Source organism: Desulfobotulus pelophilus, assembly GCF_026155325.1.
GTDB classification, from domain to species: domain Bacteria; phylum Desulfobacterota; class Desulfobacteria; order Desulfobacterales; family ASO4-4; genus Desulfobotulus; species Desulfobotulus pelophilus.
This window is the reverse complement of the sequence record NZ_JAPFPW010000006.1, coordinates 157941-174465: the sequence shown is the minus strand read 5'-3', so window position 1 is coordinate 174465 and position 16525 is coordinate 157941. Positions and strand designations below refer to the sequence as shown.

At 52.3% G+C, this 16525-nt stretch carries 9 protein-coding genes; 2 read left to right on the top strand and 7 right to left on the bottom strand.

Annotated elements, in window-relative coordinates; all coding sequences use genetic code 11:
• Positions 1-623: 623 nt before the first annotated feature.
• The 7 genes from OOT00_RS07345 to OOT00_RS07315 all read right to left on the bottom strand — a co-directional run bounded on the left by OOT00_RS07345 (position 624) and on the right by OOT00_RS07315 (position 10327).
• Complete coding sequence (locus tag OOT00_RS07345; protein WP_265424662.1) at positions 624-1118, bottom strand: hypothetical protein; 495 nt, start codon at positions 1116-1118, stop codon at positions 624-626.
• The gene (locus tag OOT00_RS07340; protein ID WP_265424661.1) at positions 1084-1338 is read right to left on the bottom strand and encodes a hypothetical protein; all 255 of its coding nucleotides are present in this window, start codon (positions 1336-1338) and stop codon (positions 1084-1086) included. Before OOT00_RS07340 ends, OOT00_RS07345 begins: the two co-directional genes overlap by 35 nt.
• Before the next feature lie 562 nt (positions 1339-1900).
• A complete protein-coding gene (locus OOT00_RS07335) occupies positions 1901-3490 on the bottom strand; it encodes an ABC transporter ATP-binding protein (RefSeq protein ID WP_265424660.1) in 1590 nt (529 codons plus the stop codon).
• 12 nt (positions 3491-3502) lie between these two features.
• Positions 3503-4522, bottom strand: coding sequence for an ABC transporter permease (locus OOT00_RS07330; RefSeq protein WP_265424659.1), 1020 nt, complete (start codon positions 4520-4522; stop codon positions 3503-3505).
• Positions 4519-5625 carry a microcin C ABC transporter permease YejB gene (locus tag OOT00_RS07325; RefSeq protein WP_265424658.1) on the bottom strand — a complete coding sequence of 369 codons (1107 nt, stop codon included), beginning with the start codon at positions 5623-5625 and terminating at the stop codon, positions 4519-4521. Before OOT00_RS07325 ends, OOT00_RS07330 begins: the two co-directional genes overlap by 4 nt.
• Positions 5622-7466: an extracellular solute-binding protein gene (locus OOT00_RS07320; protein ID WP_265424657.1), complete on the bottom strand. Its 1845-nt coding sequence runs from the start codon at positions 7464-7466 to the stop codon at positions 5622-5624. The genes OOT00_RS07325 and OOT00_RS07320 overlap by 4 nt, the downstream gene beginning before the upstream one ends.
• Positions 7466-10327, bottom strand: coding sequence for a M16 family metallopeptidase (locus OOT00_RS07315; RefSeq protein ID WP_265424656.1), 2862 nt, complete (start codon positions 10325-10327; stop codon positions 7466-7468). Before OOT00_RS07315 ends, OOT00_RS07320 begins: the two co-directional genes overlap by 1 nt.
• A gap of 290 nt (positions 10328-10617) precedes the next feature.
• Here OOT00_RS07315 and OOT00_RS07310 point away from each other — a divergent pair, with 290 nt between their 5' ends.
• Positions 10618-13944, top strand: coding sequence for a hypothetical protein (locus tag OOT00_RS07310; RefSeq protein ID WP_265424655.1), 3327 nt, complete (start codon positions 10618-10620; stop codon positions 13942-13944).
• A 110-nt stretch (positions 13945-14054) separates the two neighbouring features.
• Complete coding sequence (locus OOT00_RS07305; RefSeq protein WP_265424654.1) at positions 14055-16520, top strand: TonB-dependent receptor plug domain-containing protein; 2466 nt, start codon at positions 14055-14057, stop codon at positions 16518-16520.
• Positions 16521-16525 lie beyond the last annotated feature (5 nt).

Sequence of the window (16525 nt, the reverse complement as noted above, 5' to 3'; positions counted from 1 at the left end):
GTAAAAAACTGCGCATGGAAAACCCCGTTGATGAAGAATAAATAAATAAGGTATATTTTTCATACCATTCTTGTCAGAATGTTGGCTCTATACTAATTCATTTTCAGAGGGTTTCAAGGTCTTTTTAGCTTGAAAACAATGTTAATTTTTATATTCGCTGGATTGTTTTTTGCTGTCATGTTGTTGATATTGTAAATTCGTTTTTATTTGTTTGATTGTGTTCTCATTAATCGAACGCGGGTCCGGCCTGAAACGGGTGCCCGCCAGAGGAATGTGGGTTTTTGCAGTGTGAACGACCGTCTGCCTGTACGGGGAGACTGTTTGCCTGTGTTTTCGATCCCATGGTCTAAAACACAGAAAGTCGAACAGAAGGGGATAAAGGTGGCTGTCTGGTTTGAGCAAGATTCCGAAGTTGGTACTGTCTGTAAGGGGATTCGATCGCGTTTATGCACGGACGCTGCGAGTGCAGGTGCAGCCCGCAGGTTAAAGATTCAGGGACAGGGGGTCTTCATACAATCCATGAGGCACACGGACAGAGCGTTTTCCTTTTTTGGCTAATTTTTTGCAGAGCTCTACCGTAAGCACCCATCCAGGTTGTCCGGCTTGGCAAAAACATAATCTGCTCAGTTGCTCAGTGTCGTCATCCCATATTGATCAATGGCCTGACGACATCCACTCTTTGAACAGCTAAAAGCCAAACGCACCCAAGCGGTGCCTTTAAAACCTTCGAGACTTATTCCGGTCTTTGATTGAGCTATTGTGAAGATGAAGTTGCCGGGAAGGGATTCGATCTTGGCCCCAGTCTCCGGACGTGTGGTCATGCCCATTTGATTGAGAGCCTGAGGAGTGCCATTAACAGCCTTGGTAAGGTTCAATTTTTGCCATGCGCATCCGTCTTTACACGTAAGCTGGATCTTTTTATCTGTTGTTTCGATGACAATAGTGAATGAGGAGAGTTCTGCTCCAGTATTTTGAGCGGTACTTAGGTCTGAAAAGATACCTGTGGAAACCAGGAGTACAAAAAGCATGCGGCTGAAATGAAAAGTTTTCTCATTTTTGTTTTTTATGGTTATGTATCCGATTTCACAGGAAAATAGTGGTGGGTAATTCGCAGGCATCCTTGCCGTGCCATCCCATTACTTCGCTGGTACGTATAATCCTCATTTTTATTTTGAATCCGATAATACAGAACCGCTCAACAAGAATTGTTCCAGCCAGAGAATCCGTAATGGGGCATGGTAATCTGACAACCCCGTATCTTGGATTCTCAGTTCCTGTAAGGACGTTTCTTCCAAAAATTCTGGATCCAACGGCAGCCCAAAATGATTTTGTTTTCATAGGCTGTCCAGCTCCTTATGGCAAGTTTTTTTGCCTCAGTATTCAAAACTGTGTTCATTACCGTATGTATTTGATCTGGCGCAGTGACAATCTTGGATATCAGGAGATTTTTGTTTGTAGATTACAGCGTATCTGGGTCAGGCAGCCATTGCCCGGAGGCCGGTGTCTTCCCAAAAAAGAACGCTCATCAGGTAGTCAAATGATTTCGTTTTCATATGATACCCCGTGCATTATTGCCAGTCCTATGACAGTTATTTTGCCATGCTCAGTACGACAATCCTGCGACCGTAGCAGCCGATGTAACATCTGTTCCTCCATCCATAACCATCCCGTTTCCCCCGTTTCTGGTCGTCATTTTTATGAAAGTGCGACGTAGTATGGACTGGAGAGGGGGAAAGGGGCTGGGTATGGGATTTTTACTCGCTTTAGCCCTCACCCCGGCACTAGGCAACGTTGTACCGGGATTAAACAGGAGGTTTATAGTCTGTGTGCCGGGCAGGCCCCGGTCCCTCGTTTCGAAAGCCTCCGCTACCTCCCCTGAGGGAGAGGAAAGAGACCTTTTTCATGCTGCCAGGGCGGCGGCAAGAAGTTCTCTGGTGTAGGGATGCTCAGGCCTTGTAAAGAGCTGTTCTGCAGGTCCGGTTTCTACAATATCTCCGTCCTTCATTACGGCGATTCTGTGGCTGATGCGTCGTACAACGGCAAGATCATGGCTGATGAAAAGATAGCTCAGTCCCCGTTCTTCCTGGAGATGCCGCAGAAGCTCCAGAACCTGGAACTGTACGGAACGGTCCAGCGAAGAGGTGGGTTCATCCAGCACGAGGAGATCTGGCTTGAGGATCAGTGCCCTTGCTATGGCAATGCGCTGGCGTTGCCCGCCGGAAAACTCGTGGGGATAGCGGTCCGCCATGGATGGATCCATGCCCACGGCCTCAAGGCTTTGGGCAATCTGTACGTCCCTTTCTTTTGTTTTCATATGGGAGTGCACCTCAAGGCCCTCTCCTACAATTTCGCCCACGGTCATTCTGGGGCTTAAGCTGTCAAAGGGATCCTGAAACACCATCTGCATTCTGGGGCGTAATTTGCGGAATTCCCCGGAAGAAAGCCCGTCTATGCGCTTATTGTCGAGGAGAATTTCTCCTTCTGTATGAATCAGGCGTAAAAGGGCATGGGCGAGGCTGGTTTTGCCGGAGCCGGATTCCCCCACCACACCCAGGGTTTCTCCTTTACGGATCACAAGATCCGCCCCCCGCACCGCATGAACATGCCCTTTGACCCTCTGGAGAAGGCCCTCTTTGATGGGAAAGCGTACCGCCAGCCCCCTTGTCAGTAAGAGGGCCGGATTTTCTGTGGGGGCGCGGGGAGGAGGGGGCTGGGTTGTCCGGACGAGTTCTCTGGTCCAGGGATGAACAGGATGGGTAAACAGGGTGTCTTTGGCTGCGGTTTCGAGAATGCGGCCGTCCTTCATGACGGCAATGCGGTCCGCCATGCGTCGCACCACGCCGAGGTCGTGGGTGATGAAGAGCATGGCCATGTTCCGTTCCCTGCGAAGATCTTCCAGCAGGCGCAGTATTTTGTCCTGCACGGTCACATCCAGGGCTGTAGTGGGTTCGTCTGCAATGAGAAGATCCGGATTGTTGGCAATGGCCATGGCAATCATTACACGCTGGCGCTGACCTCCGGAAAGTTCATGGGGATAGGATTTTCTGCGACGGCTGGCATCGGGAATGCCTACCCGGTCCAGAAGGGCTGTCACTTCCTTTTCCGAACGGTGCAGGGGAAGGCCCTGATGCAGATAGAGGGCTTCTGCTATCTGTTTGCCCACGGGGTGCAGGGGGTTCAGAGCGGAAAGGGGCTCCTGAAAAATCATGGCAATACGTCCGCCCCGCAGTTTTCTTAGTCTGCTTTCCTCCATGCTGGTTATTTCCATGCCGTTGAAGGCAATGCTGCCGTCAATGTGGCATCCCGAAGGAAGGATCCGCAGGAGGCTTTTGGCGGTTACGGATTTACCGGAGCCGGATTCTCCCACAAGGGCAAGGCACTCTCCGGCATGAATATGAAAATCAATGCCATGGACCACCGGAGAAAGGGCTCCGCCGGTTTTGGAAAAGGCAATGGACAGCTTGCTAACGGTGACAAGAGGTGCATGCATGTCAAAAATCCTTTACAGACCTTCCAGTCTGGGATCAAAGGCGTCCCGCACAGCCTCTCCCACAAAGATGAGGAGGGTGAGCATGATGGAAAGAACGCAGAAAGCGGTAATCCCCAGCCAGGGGGCGTGGAGGTTGGTTTTACCCTGGGAGAGCAGTTCTCCGAGGGAAGGAGAGCCCGGTGGAAGGCCGAATCCCAGAAAATCAAGGGCCGTAAGTGTTGTGATGGCACCATTGAGAATGAAGGGAAAAAAGGTGAGGGCCGCCACCATGGCATTGGGCAGAATATGCCGGAACATGATGCGCCTGTCTGTCATGCCCATGACCCTTGCGGCCTTGACATAGCCGAGGTTGCGTCCCCTCAGAAATTCAGCCCTGACAACGCCTACCAGGGACATCCACCCGAAAAGGAGCATGAGCCCGAGAAGCCAGAAAAAACTGGGTGTCACCACACTGGAGAGGATCATGATGAGGTAGAGCACCGGCAATCCGGACCAGATTTCCATGAAACGCTGGCCGACAAGATCCACCTTGCCCCCGTAATAACCCTGCAGGGCTCCGGCAAAGGTACCGATCACAGCACCTCCGAAGGCAAGGCAGAGTCCGAAGAGAACCGAGACCCGGTAGCCGTAGATAACCCGTGCCAGAACATCCCTGCCCTGATCGTCCGTGCCGAGCAGGTTGGTTCTGTCCGGACGGGAAGGTGCCGGTTCGGGGAGATCCATACGAATGGTGTTGTAGGAAAAACGGATGGGTGGCCAGATCATGAATCCATGGGCATCCACATTTTCACGGATATAAGGATCTCTGTAATCACAGAGCGTTGCAAAGTCTCCGCCGAAAACAGTTTCATTATAATCTTTGAGTACGGGAAAATAGGTTTCTCCCTGATACCGGATCATAAGGGGCCTGTCATTGGCAATGAATTCCGCAAAAAGACTTACGAAAAAAAGTATGATGAAGAGGATGAGGGAGATGAGGCCCTTGCGGTTGGCAAGGAATCGTTCCCATCTGCGTCGGGTGGCAGCTTTCATGACCCCTCCCTTGTACCGAAATGAATGCGGGGATCCACAAATGTATAGGTGAGATCACTGATAATACTGAGCAGAAGTCCCATGAGGGTAAAAATGTAAAGGGTTGCGAACATCACCGGATAGTCCCGGCCCATGGTGGCCTCAAAGCCGAGAAGTCCCAGGCCATCAAGGGAGAAGATCACCTCAATGAGCAGGGATCCTGTGAAGAACATGGAAACAAAGGCGGAAGGAAAACCTGCAATGACAATGAGCATGGCATTGCGGAACACATGGCCGAAAAGAACCCGCTTTTCATCCGCTCCCTTGGCTCTGGCGGTTTCCACATACTGTTTGTGAATTTCATCCAGAAAGCTGTTGCGGGTAAGCATGGTGAGGGAGGCAAAGCCGCCGATGACCATGGCTGTGATGGGAAGAGCCAGATGGTGAAAATAATCCAGAATTTTTCCAGCCGTGGAAAGCTGTTCAAACCCCGGAGAAGTAAGGCCCCGCAGTGGGAACCACTGAAAATAGGAGCCTCCCGCAAAGAGAATGACAAGGGCAATGGCAAACAGGAAGACCGGTATGGCGTGGGCCACACTGATGACGGTGGTGGTCCATCCGTCAAAACGGGTTCCATGATGTACCGCCTTGCGGATGCCAAGGGGAATGCAGACCATATAAATGATGAGGGTGGACCAGAGGCCTAAGGAAATGGATACGGGCATTTTCTGGGCAATGAGGGAAAGAACGGTTTCATTTTTATAGAAGCTTTCACCAAAATCCCAGAAAAAATAATCTTTGAGGAGTTTGAAGTAGCGTTCGTGCATGGGACGGTCAAAACCGAACATTTTTTCCAGTTCCGCTATGAACTCTGGATCAAGGCCCTCTGCACCCCTGTAGCGGATACCGGCTTCGCTTTCCATGGCGTTGTCGTTTTCAAAAAAATCGTCAGCACCGGAGCCGGAAATCCGTTCTGTCAGATCTCCGCTGGTTCCGGAAATTCGGGCTATCATCTGCTCAACGGGGCCCCCCGGAGCGGCCTGAATGACAAAAAAGTTTACCGTGAGAATTCCCAGCAAGGTGGGAACAATCAAAAGAAGGCGGCGCAGCAGGTAGGCACTCATTTTTTATCTTCTCCCGGGTCTGTGTGCATGAGGGCTCCGGGTGTGAGGCGAGCTTCGGCTTCGGTGTCAATCCACCAGGTATAAATGCCAAGGCCATGCTCAGGCGATTTTTCCGGATGGCGGAGTTTGTCCCAGTAGGCGATGCGGTAGCTGGCATTGAACCATTGGGGAATCACATAGTGGCTGGCCCGAAGTACCCTGTCCAGCGCCCTGCATGCGGTAATGAGTTCTTCTCTGTTTTCTGCATTGAGAATGTGTTCCACAAGGGCATCCACCACTGGGTCTGCAATGCCGATGGTATTGCGGCCTCCGGGTACGGATGCCGCTTCTGAGCCCCAGAAATCCCTCTGCTCGGAGCCGGGGGAGTGGCTTTGACGGAAATTCCCCACGATCATGTCATAGTTGAAATCCTGCAGCTGACGCACATAGCGGGTGCGGTCCACCACGCGGACCGAGGCATCCACGCCCAGCCGGGCAAGATTCTGGCGAAAGGGCATGGCAATGCGCTGAAAGGAAGGCGATGCCAGAAGAATTTCAAAGGAAAGGGGGCGTCCCGTTTCTTTGTGAATGCGTTTTCCACCCTTGAGAATCCATCCGGCTTCATTGAGAATGCGGTCCGCCTCCCTGAGCAGGGGCCGGATATTGCCCGATCCGTCCATGACAGGCGGTACTATGGCAGTACCGAAGGCAGATTCCGGCAGGAGATGGCGAAAGGGTTCCAGCAGGACAAGTTCTTCTTCCGAAGGAAGCCCTTCGGCTGCCATGGGGGAGTTTTGGAAAAAACTGTGAGTGCGGCTATATTGGCCATAAAAGAGGTGGGTGTTGGCCCATTCAAAATCAAAAACCTGAGACAGGGCTTTACGTACCGCCCTGTCCCGGAAAACGGGTTTGCGGATATTGAAAACAAAACCCTGCATGCCCTGAGGACGTTCATGGGGTATGGTTTCCTTACGGATGCGCCCGTCCCGGAAGGCCGGACCTTCGTAGAGGGTCGCCCATGTTTTGGCGGTGTTTTCCAGTCTGTAGTCAAAAACCCCGGCTTTGAAGGCTTCCAGACTGACCGTGTCATCCCGGAAGTACTCCCACGAGATAAAATCAAAGTTAAAATGTCCCTGATTCACAGGAAGATGCCTACCCCAGTAATCCGGATCTCGTATATAGGTGATTCGTCTGCCTGTATCAAAGGAATGGATGCGGTAGGGGCCGGAACCCACGGGCGTTTCCAGAGAAGAGCGGGAAAATTCCCTCTCCTTCCATACATGGGCGGGAAGAACGGGGAGCTGTCCTACTATATACGGTGTTTCCATGGCAGAACCGGGCCGGATATCAAAGCGCACGGTATGTTCGTCCGGGGCATGCACTCCGGTGATATCTTCGTAATATTTACGATAGTGGGGAGAGCCTTCCCGGATAAGAATCTGAAAGGAAAAAACCACATCTTCCGCCCGTACGGGGTGACCGTCATGAAAGCGTGCTTCCGGTCTCAGCCGGAACGTTACGGAAGTACGGTCTTCCGACACGCTAACAGACCCGGCAATGAGTCCATAGCTGGAAGAGGGTTCGTCAAGGGAGGCAGTCATGAGGGTTTCATAAAGAAGTCCCACCCCTGCCGCTGCTGTTCCCCGGATGGTGAAGGGGTGAAAGCTGTCAAAGCTTCCTGTGGCGGCCATGCGCAGATGTCCGCCTTTGGGTGCGTCCGGTCTGGCATAGGCAAAATGGGTGAAATCAGGGCCATACTGCGGCTCTCCCCACAGGGCGATGCCGTGGGAAGGAGCCGCCAGTACCGGTGTGATGAAGTACAGCCCCTGTATCAGCAGCATACATATCAGATTCAGGCGCATTACAGTCCTTCTTCTCCAACGGGCAGTATGGTGATCGAAGAGGCTCTGTACGGCTGGAGCCATTTCTCAGCCAGTCTGGTCAGGTCCTTTGCCGTAATCTCCAGATAACCGCTTTCAAGGGTACGTACCCGATCCAGCTGGCGGGGATCTTCCACAGATCCTGCCATCACCCCGGCAAGCCAGAAGTTATTGTTCCGGAACCTCTCCTTCAGGCCGGTCATGAGCGGGTCTCTGGCTCTGCGGAGTTCCTCCTCAGAGACACCTTCCTTTTTCAGTTTTCCGGCAACATCCATCAGAGCCTTACGCACCATGGCGGCCTGATCCGGCCTTGCGCCGGTCTGCATGTAAAGTCCGCCGTAATCCTTGTATACGGAACTGGCCTGATGGAAGCTCCGGGGCGAATAGGCAAGTCCTTGTTTTTCTCTGATTTCTGTACGTAATCGGTCCGACAGCACCCGGGCCAGAAGCGTCAGTCCTCTGGACTCTTCCATCGGCTCAAGTCCCGTTGTGGGAAAGCCTATGCGGATCTGGGCAGAGGGAATTTGTGTTCCCACCCAGTAGGTGGCTCTGGCCCCCTGATTAAAATCCAGAGGCCGTATGGTTTTTTCTTTACGGCTGCTGCGGGCAAGATCTCCGAAATAACGTCCCACTTCCTCAATGACAAGGTCAGGATTCACATTACCCACTACGGTAATTTCAAGGGCGGCATTTTTGAAGGCAGGTGCCAGCCAGTTTTCGGCGGCAAGTCTCATGGCTTCATTCATTGCAGAGGCTTTGGGCCTTGAAAATCTCGGGTCAAAGGAGGCAAAGAAAGAAGGGGCCAGGTGTTGCATGGTGGTACTGATGTCAGAATCCATACGCCTGTCCTCCTGCTCTGCCCATCTGCGGGCAAGATCCCAGGCTTCCGTCCGGAAAGCTGGATCCAGCAGACGATGACGCAGAAGGTTCATCAGTTCAGAAAAATCTTCCGGTCTTGCGGATGCGGAGAAACGGAAATTTTCCTGGGCCACGGAGAATTCTACGCTCATTCCTTTACCGGCAAGGGCCCTCGCCAGGGCGGGTCGGTCCAGAGTACCGGTTCCTGATAAATTGACAAGGGCCGGAGCTGCAAGGGAAAGGCCGGGCCAGTCTTCGGGTTCGTGGGCTCTGCCGGGACCAAAGGTAAGAAGAACCCGGACGGTGTCCGCCTCAAAATCCGTCTGCTTTACATGGAGGGTGATGTGGTTGGCAAAACGGGCGGTGAAAAATTCCAGATCATCGATGGAGATCACCTCAAGGGGCTGGACGGTCCTTTCCGGTTCCGGGAGATAGGGGAAGATAGCGGCTTCTGCCATGTCCGGAGCCGTAACGGGTATGGCGGCACTTTTTTCCCACACGGACCGCATACGGGAAAGGGCGGTGTGATCGTCAAGGCCCGTATTGCCCGTGATGGCAATAAGCCTGTGGTCATCCCCCCAGGCCTTCCTCATGACCTCCAGAACAGCATCTGCTTGAATTTCCTCTATGAAACCGGCAAAAAGAGCTTTGTCATCCTCCGGGGAGGTGAAGACCCGGGGGGTATTCATGGCCTGAATGATCTCATCGGCGATTTTACGGCTGGGTGTGGTGGAAAAGCCCGCAATACGCCGGTCAAGGTAGGAGAGGGTCTCCCTGCGAACCCTGTCCATTTCCTCTTCGCTGAAGCCATGGGTCATTGCTTTACGCAGCTCCTGTTCCATGGATGAAAGGGATGCTTCCCATTTATCCTGAGGAGCGATGGCCACAAGGCGGGTGGATAAAATGGTTTCATGCTGGATGTCTGCCATGGCCACAGCCCGGGTATAGGGAGTATCCGGCTCACTGAGTCTGTCGGAAAGGCGGTGACGGAGAAGCATGCTGCCCAGCTGCAGGGTGAGGCTTTCTTTCCGGCTTTCCATACTGTCTTTTCGGGGAGAGACCATGCGGGATGTGGCCATGATAACGGATACATCTCCGGATTCGGGTTCTGCGTAATGAAAAAAGGCATTCCCTTTATGCTGAAACTCTCCCATTTCCGGAACCTGTCGTTCTGGGGATCTGGCTTTGATGGGGGCAAAGTGTTTGGCTATCAGGGATTCTGCTTCAACCGGTTCTACGTCTCCTACGAGAATGACCATCATGCGTTCGGGCCGGTACCAGGTATTGTAATAGTCCAGAAGCTCGGCTCTGTCTCCCTTTTCGATTACTGCTTTTTTTCCGATGGGGGTTCGCTCGTTGCTGCGTATGCCGGGGAGAAGAAAACGGCGCAGGGCCTGCCCGGTGCGGTACCGCGCGGAATCTCTGGCCCTTTTTTCAGCCAGGATCACACCTTTTTCCCTTTCTATTTCATTTTCATTAAAGAGAAGGCCATGGGCATAGTCCGAAAGGACCAGAAGTCCTTTTTCAAGCCCCTGAGCGTCAGCCTGGGGAAGGAGAATATGGTAGACCGTTTCGCCAAGGCCTGTATGGGCATTGGTATCGCCACCAAAACTCATACCGATGCTTTGAAAATAATGGATCAGCGTACCCGGAGGAAAGTGGGTGGAACCGTTGAAGGCCATGTGTTCCACAAAATGGGCTAGACCCTGTTGGGAATCGGTTTCATGGAAGGAGCCTGCCTGTACATTGAGGTGAAGACTGGCCCGGTTTCGTGGGGTATGGTGGGGCAGAATCACATAACGAAGTCCGTTGTCAAGGGTTCCCGTGATCAGTTCCGGATGAAGGGGAAGGTCGCTTTTTTCATGAATCCAGCCCCGTGTGTCCGGAAGGGCGAAAAGGTTGCCCGCAAAAAGAAAGAGGCAGGTCACTGCTATGACAGGAATACGGCTTAGCCGGACTCTGGAACCAATACCATGGTAAGACATGCAAATTCCTTTCGGTGCATTTCCCCCGGTCTATGGAAAGACGGGGTGGAAGCTGGTGAACATTACGCTTTGGCTGCTGACTCTGATTGTATGAAATCGAAGCCGCTTTGGGAATGCCTTGTAGTCGGCAATGGTTTGAGTGTCAATATTTTTTAGCAATAGCAAACTATGTATGGTTTTGTTTTTTTGTTTGATACAGCTTAAAAGCTGTTGACAAGTCGTATTGGCAGGCTGTAGGAAGCTAAACATTTTTTCGGCTTGTCAAAGTATGGATCGGATGGAGGTTTTCAATGAAGGTAGAAAGAGTAATAGGGCTCATGGGTGCTGGACTTGGCTTGTTGTTTTTACTGCCAGGATGCTGGGATCTGTCTTCCAGCACATGGGAGACGGGCTCCACCACGCCTGGGGTTTCCACTCAAGCTCTTGCCGGCTACGTGGAAGATCCTGGTATTCAAGGGGCCAGAGTTGAGCTCTGGGACAGAAACGGTGCCATGCGCGAGTGCGGAACTTCAGGACGGGATCTCTGCCGAACCGTATCGGAACATGACGGATATTTTCGTTTCTATACCAGCCGCGAGAGTCGGAGTGGGCTTCGGGTGGTGGCTGCGGGTGGTCGGGATGTGGAAACGGGAACCAGCTTCGGAGATCTTGAACTGCAAGCCTTTGCCGAAGGAACTTTTTCACGGAACAGCCTGGCCGTGACCCCTGTTACGACCCTTGTGGTTCGTATGTATGATACGGGAAAAAATGTACAGGAGGCAGAAGAAGCCGTACGGATTTTCCTTGGACTGGATACGGCAGCCGATCTTTCACTGCGGCCCATGGGGCCTGGAGGCGGGCAGCTTCTTCAGCGCAGTATGGTGATTACAAAAATTATTACGGATCTTGTCTCTGCCGGTGAAGAGAATCCTTTTGCTAAGCTGGTACATTTGATGGCATCCGGACAGAAGCTGATTCATCAGGGAAATATGGATGAAACAACTTTACAGAATACGGGCCTTTCGCCTGACAGCATAAGGGAAGTTCGTGCCTTGCATGCAGCTGTCCGTTCGGCGGATGGACAGAGTCCGGAAGATATTGTTGCAGAGGCCAAAAAGTCTCTGCTGGCAGATTCTTTACTGAAAAGCATGGAACGTCTGTTTGCGGATGCTGATGGAGATTTTGAGGCACATCGCGATTTTTACAGGCAAAATGCGGCTGTTCTTTCGGAAAACCTCCTGCACCACAGAGAGATGCCCGTCAGGGGATTGCCCGTGGAACGAATTTTTCGGTATCTGATTGATGCCTATGATCTTGTGGATATGGAACTGAATCAGGAAGGAACAGCCTATGTGGTAACGGGAAAGCTGGTAAGCGTTCTGTTGCAGCCCCAGGACCTCATAAAAGATGGCGTTGCCCTTTCCGCAGATCCCAGGATACGGGAACTCTCAGGGGCAGCTTATATATATGATGTGGCGGAGGCTCTGCTTCCGGGTGAGCTCCCGGGCAATGACAATGCCAAACGGATTCACTATTACTATCATTCCAATGTTTCCCGTTTGTATAAAGCCGAAACCATGCTGGATACGGTACTGGATGATACGGTAAATGATACCATCCGGGCAGAGATTGTACGAGGCAAGGCCAAGGTGGGTTTTTTTGACGAAGCCAAATCCATTATCCGGGAGCAGATGTATCTGGATTCCCAGAAGGCCAGTGCCTGGGTGGCGGTTGCCGAGAATTATGTCCCCTTCGCCATGTTTAGCGAAGCGAAAGATTGTCTGGATGAAGCTTTCCGGATTCAGAAGTCGCTTCTTGCGGCTAAGGGATATCACAATCTTACATCGGCCGATACGGGGCTTCTGCAGACCATTGCCAAGTGGTACAGAAAAGCGCAGCACCCGGATGAGGCAGGGGAAGTTGCAAGATATATGCATGAAGAGCTGGGTCCCCATCTTCCTGCAGGATCCTATGCCCGTATTCTGCAGGCCATGCGGGATCTGGCCGATGATTTTCTGTCCATGGATGAGCCGGATCAGAGGGATGCTGCTGCTGCGAGGTCAGCTCTGGATGGTCTGTACCGCTATGCTCAGGATTGCCCACCCACGGAGCTGGCCAATGGCAGAAAGCACTATATGCTGAAGGTTATGTATCTGGCGGATGCCGCATTGCGCTATGCATGGCTGGGAGACGGGCCAAGGGCCTTTGCTGTTGTGCAGGAAGTAGAGGCAATCCGGGCCAATGACGGCCTTCTTTCCTTTTCACCGCCGAATCAACAGTACGGCAATTTTACGGGGGAGCTTACATGGGTGTATGTGCCGACAATGGTGGAGGCCCTTTCCCTGTCTGGCTACAGGGATGAATCCGAAAATCTGCTGAAAACTCTGCCACCGGCTCGTGCAACCCAGAAGGCCAGAGCCTATGGTGATTTTGCCGCAGGCCTTGCCCGCCACGGCGCCATGGCTCAGGATATCATAGATGAGCTGGAAGGTCTGGTTGATGGCCGGAATGCTTCGGAAACGGCGGAAATGCACATACGGGCCCTGACCTATTTTAACGAAGCCGTGCCCCATGCGGGCATGGTGATGATTGAGGAAGGAAGATACCAGGAAGCGGCACTTCTGGCGGATCAGGCACTGAAATACATCAATGCCATCCACAAGCCCGGTGCGGCTCCTAAGGATATCAGTTTGTCAAAGGTTTTTCAGGGATACCTACGTTGTGCCAGAATTTATAACAGGGCAGGTTATGACAGTGATGCCACAAAGGCTATGGAGCTGGCGGAAACCGTTCTTTTCGGGGGGGGATTTTCCGCCGAAAAAATAGATACGCAGGGCCGTCTCGTCCGGGATGCCTCCGGAAATTATGATAGGGAATGGGTTGAGTATGGCAGGATGCAGGATAATGAACAGCTTCTGTTTGGTATCGGTTACATTGCCCTCATGTGGAAGGAGATCGGTGATGCCACCCGCAGCCGTGATTTTCTGGAGAGGGGCAGGAATCATCTCCGTGACATTTCCCAGACCGCCGGCAATGTTTTTGTTGCCAAAGAATACAATAAACTGATCCGGCGTGCTCTGGATAGTGATGACAGAGAGATGGCCCTTTTTCTGATCCATGAGGGTGAGGTTGTTGCGGAAATGATTCATACGGCTGGTATCCCCGAAAATCAGAGGGAGAAAGCCTTGCAGGATGAATCACAGCAGCTTCGGGGGCTGGGTGAACAGGCCTGGGATGCCGCGGCCCTTTCCCTTGCGGACAGACTTTTTCGCAAGGCTTATGCCGCAGCAGAAATGTTGGCCAGTCTGAAGAATAAATCCACAGAAATGGGGAATATCGCCCAGTCTGCGGGCGATGCCGGGCTGGTGGATTTTGCCATGGAGACAGCCCTTGCCATTCCCCTGATTTCGGACAGGTATGGGATTATCGGTAAGGTGTCTGAGAGAGTAGCCAAGTACGATGCATTCAAAGGTATTTCCATAGCATGGGTGGATACGGACAGGGATGGACGGCCGGATTTCTTCCACCCACTGGCGACTCAGGAGATGATTGACGCTTCCGGGCTTGTTCTGGATGATGACTGCAATGGCAATGGTATTCCTGACACAGAGGATCCAAGACCCCTGTACATGCCCTGAAAACAGTGCCTTTGTCCTGTACATGAAAATGGCCAAGCGGCGGCACCGGGTTCAGGTGCCGCCCGTTTTTTCGTTCAGAAATGAGAACACTTATGAATCAGGAATCTTCCATGTATAAAAAAATAATGACTGTACTGGTCATGGGATGTGCTGGGTTCATCATTCCGGCTCTGTCCGTGGCTGAAAAGGCAGATCAGGACTCCGTTTATCTCATGCAGGAAATACTGGTGAAAGATACGGCGGATATCAGGGCTACGGGCCAGTCTGTCATTTCCGGAACGGTGCTGGAAAATTTGCCCGCAGGCAATGCTACCCTCACGGATATGCTGAAGGTGCTTCCGGGCGTTCAGTTCGATGAAGCCTATGGATCGGCGGCCACAGGCGGAGAGATTCTGCCCCCTGAGGTGTCCATTTCCGGTGGTCGTTTTTACGATAATTACTTTTCCGTGGATGGCACGGGGAACAACAGTTTTCTGGATCCAACCCAGAAGTCAGCCAACAGCCTGCATGAAGTTCCGGGGCATTCCATGGAACTGAGTCCTTCTCCCGATGTGCTGGAATCCCTGACGGTGTATGACAGCAACGTGCCTGCCAGCTACGGTGGATTTACGGGCGGTGTGGTGGATGCGAAAACCCGGTTGCCGGATTCGGAGTTTTCCGGTTCTGTTTTTTACCGAACTACCCGGGATTCATGGACGCGTTTTCACCTGAATGCGGAAGAAGAACACCAGATGCAGCATTCCACGTCCTCAAGGTGGCAGCCGAAATTCCGTAAGGAAAATTACGGGCTCAGGCTGGATGTACCTGTTACGGATACCACAGGTGTTCTGATTTCTTTCCGGGAAGACCGGTCCACCATTCCTCTTAACAACCTTGGGGGTACCCGGGATCAGACACGTAGGGGCCAGCATTTTTTCATGAAGGGCAGTGCTCTTGTATCGGATTCGGACTCGCTGGATATTTCCTTTACTCATGCGCCTTATGAAGGAGAATATTTTCATAGTGATGCCATCAATAATGCCTATAGGATTGAGGGAGGAGGCTCTGCTCTCAGGGCCAGGCATCTGAGGGAAAAGGGATGGGGGAGTCTTGATACCAGCCTTTCATGGCGCTACAGTGAAAACAATCGTTATTCCCAAAGGGCCACTTGGTATCGCTGGGCTATTACGGACTCCAGAGACTGGGGAAATGCCAGTCGTGTCGGCTCCTCCAGCATGGAGGGGGGCTATGGGAACCTCGAAAGGGAGCAGGATACTCTGGAAGCCAACACCTCTCTCACCCTGTCTCCTTTTTTCCTGGCAGGCATGACCCATACCATTGAAACGGGTGTTTCTTTTTCAAGGGTGAAGGGCAGGGAAAAAAGGCCTGAGGATGTGCTGATCTATACCTCACCTGTAACAGATAATCCTAATTTTACATCAGATCCCAATGACTTCTCCCTGGTGCCGGGTGAACAGTATTTTGCCAGACGGCAGGTGCTTTCAGCCTATGACACGGAGGCTGAAATTCAGTCTGCTGCTCTCTATCTTTCCAATACCATGAACTGGAAACGACTTACTCTCCGTCCTGGACTGCGTATAAGCCGGGATGATTATCTGGAGAATACGGATGTCGCTCCCCGTTTTTCTGCGGACTATGACCTTCTGGGAACGGGCGCAACGGTCCTGACCGGTGGTCTGAACCGGTACTACGGTCATGCCTTTCTCAGCCATAAACTCAAAGAAGGCAGGGGAACAGGCACCCGTTATGAGTGGCGTACTACCTACAGAAATCATGTGACCGAATGGCGTGACGCCGGGGGAAGTGAAACGGCCTGGCGGTTTTCCGATCTGGACACCCCCTATAGCGACGAGTGGACAGTGGGGCTGGATCAGCGTCTGATGGGAGGGCGGCTGACCCTGCGCTATGTGGAACGGGAAAACAAAAATGAGTTTGCCCGGGAAAGGGGCAGTTATGAGCTGGATGGCGTACGCTACGATACCTTTACCAATAAAGGGGAAAGTGACTATCGGTCCGTCCGTGCCAGCTGGGGAAGACGCTGGGAGGACACGGAGGTACTGGCCAACATCAGCTGGCAGGAAAGCCATACCCGAGCCGTAGACTTTAACGATATCCTGGGAGATGAAGCCAATGCCAGCCGGGTCTGGTATCAGAACAGGCTTTATTATCTGGATGAACTTCCCAAGGGTAATTATGCCAGACCCTGGGTGGGCAACCTGACCGTGATTCAGAAGCTGCCATGGAACCTTTCGGCTACGGCCTTTCTTTCCTGGAAATCGGATTTTGATGAAATCCGTGACAGCAAGGAAGACATGGAACTCCCTGAGAGTGAAAAGGAAAGGGATCCCGTTACAGGAGAAGTGTTGCAGGAAAGCGTTCCCATCTATGAGAAGGTGGTTCGTAAGGCATTCTGGCAGCTGGATCTGCGACTGAAAGGAAAGGTCCCTTTCGGAAGCCGTTTTGCCGCAACCTGGGATCTGGAGGTCATGAACCTTTTTGATACGGAGATCCGTACTTCCGATGATACGCCCCTCATGGGCCGGCAGTTCTGGGCAGGGATTTCCCTTGAGTTCTGAATGAA

Bases quoted from the DNA above. Each gene is read 5' to 3' on its own strand.
- OOT00_RS07345 (WP_265424662.1), bottom strand. From the start codon at position 1,118: ATGCCTGCGAATTACCCACCACTATTTTCCTGTGAAATCGGATACATA.
- OOT00_RS07340 (WP_265424661.1), bottom strand. From the start codon at position 1,338: ATGAAAACAAAATCATTTTGGGCTGCCGTTGGATCCAGAATTTTTGGA.
- OOT00_RS07335 (WP_265424660.1), bottom strand. From the start codon at position 3,490: ATGCATGCACCTCTTGTCACCGTTAGCAAGCTGTCCATTGCCTTTTCC.
- OOT00_RS07330 (WP_265424659.1), bottom strand. From the start codon at position 4,522: ATGAAAGCTGCCACCCGACGCAGATGGGAACGATTCCTTGCCAACCGC.
- OOT00_RS07325 (WP_265424658.1), bottom strand. From the start codon at position 5,625: ATGAGTGCCTACCTGCTGCGCCGCCTTCTTTTGATTGTTCCCACCTTG.
- OOT00_RS07320 (WP_265424657.1), bottom strand. From the start codon at position 7,466: ATGCGCCTGAATCTGATATGTATGCTGCTGATACAGGGGCTGTACTTC.
- OOT00_RS07315 (WP_265424656.1), bottom strand. From the start codon at position 10,327: ATGTCTTACCATGGTATTGGTTCCAGAGTCCGGCTAAGCCGTATTCCT.
- OOT00_RS07310 (WP_265424655.1), top strand. From the start codon at position 10,618: ATGAAGGTAGAAAGAGTAATAGGGCTCATGGGTGCTGGACTTGGCTTG.
- OOT00_RS07305 (WP_265424654.1), top strand. From the start codon at position 14,055: ATGTATAAAAAAATAATGACTGTACTGGTCATGGGATGTGCTGGGTTC.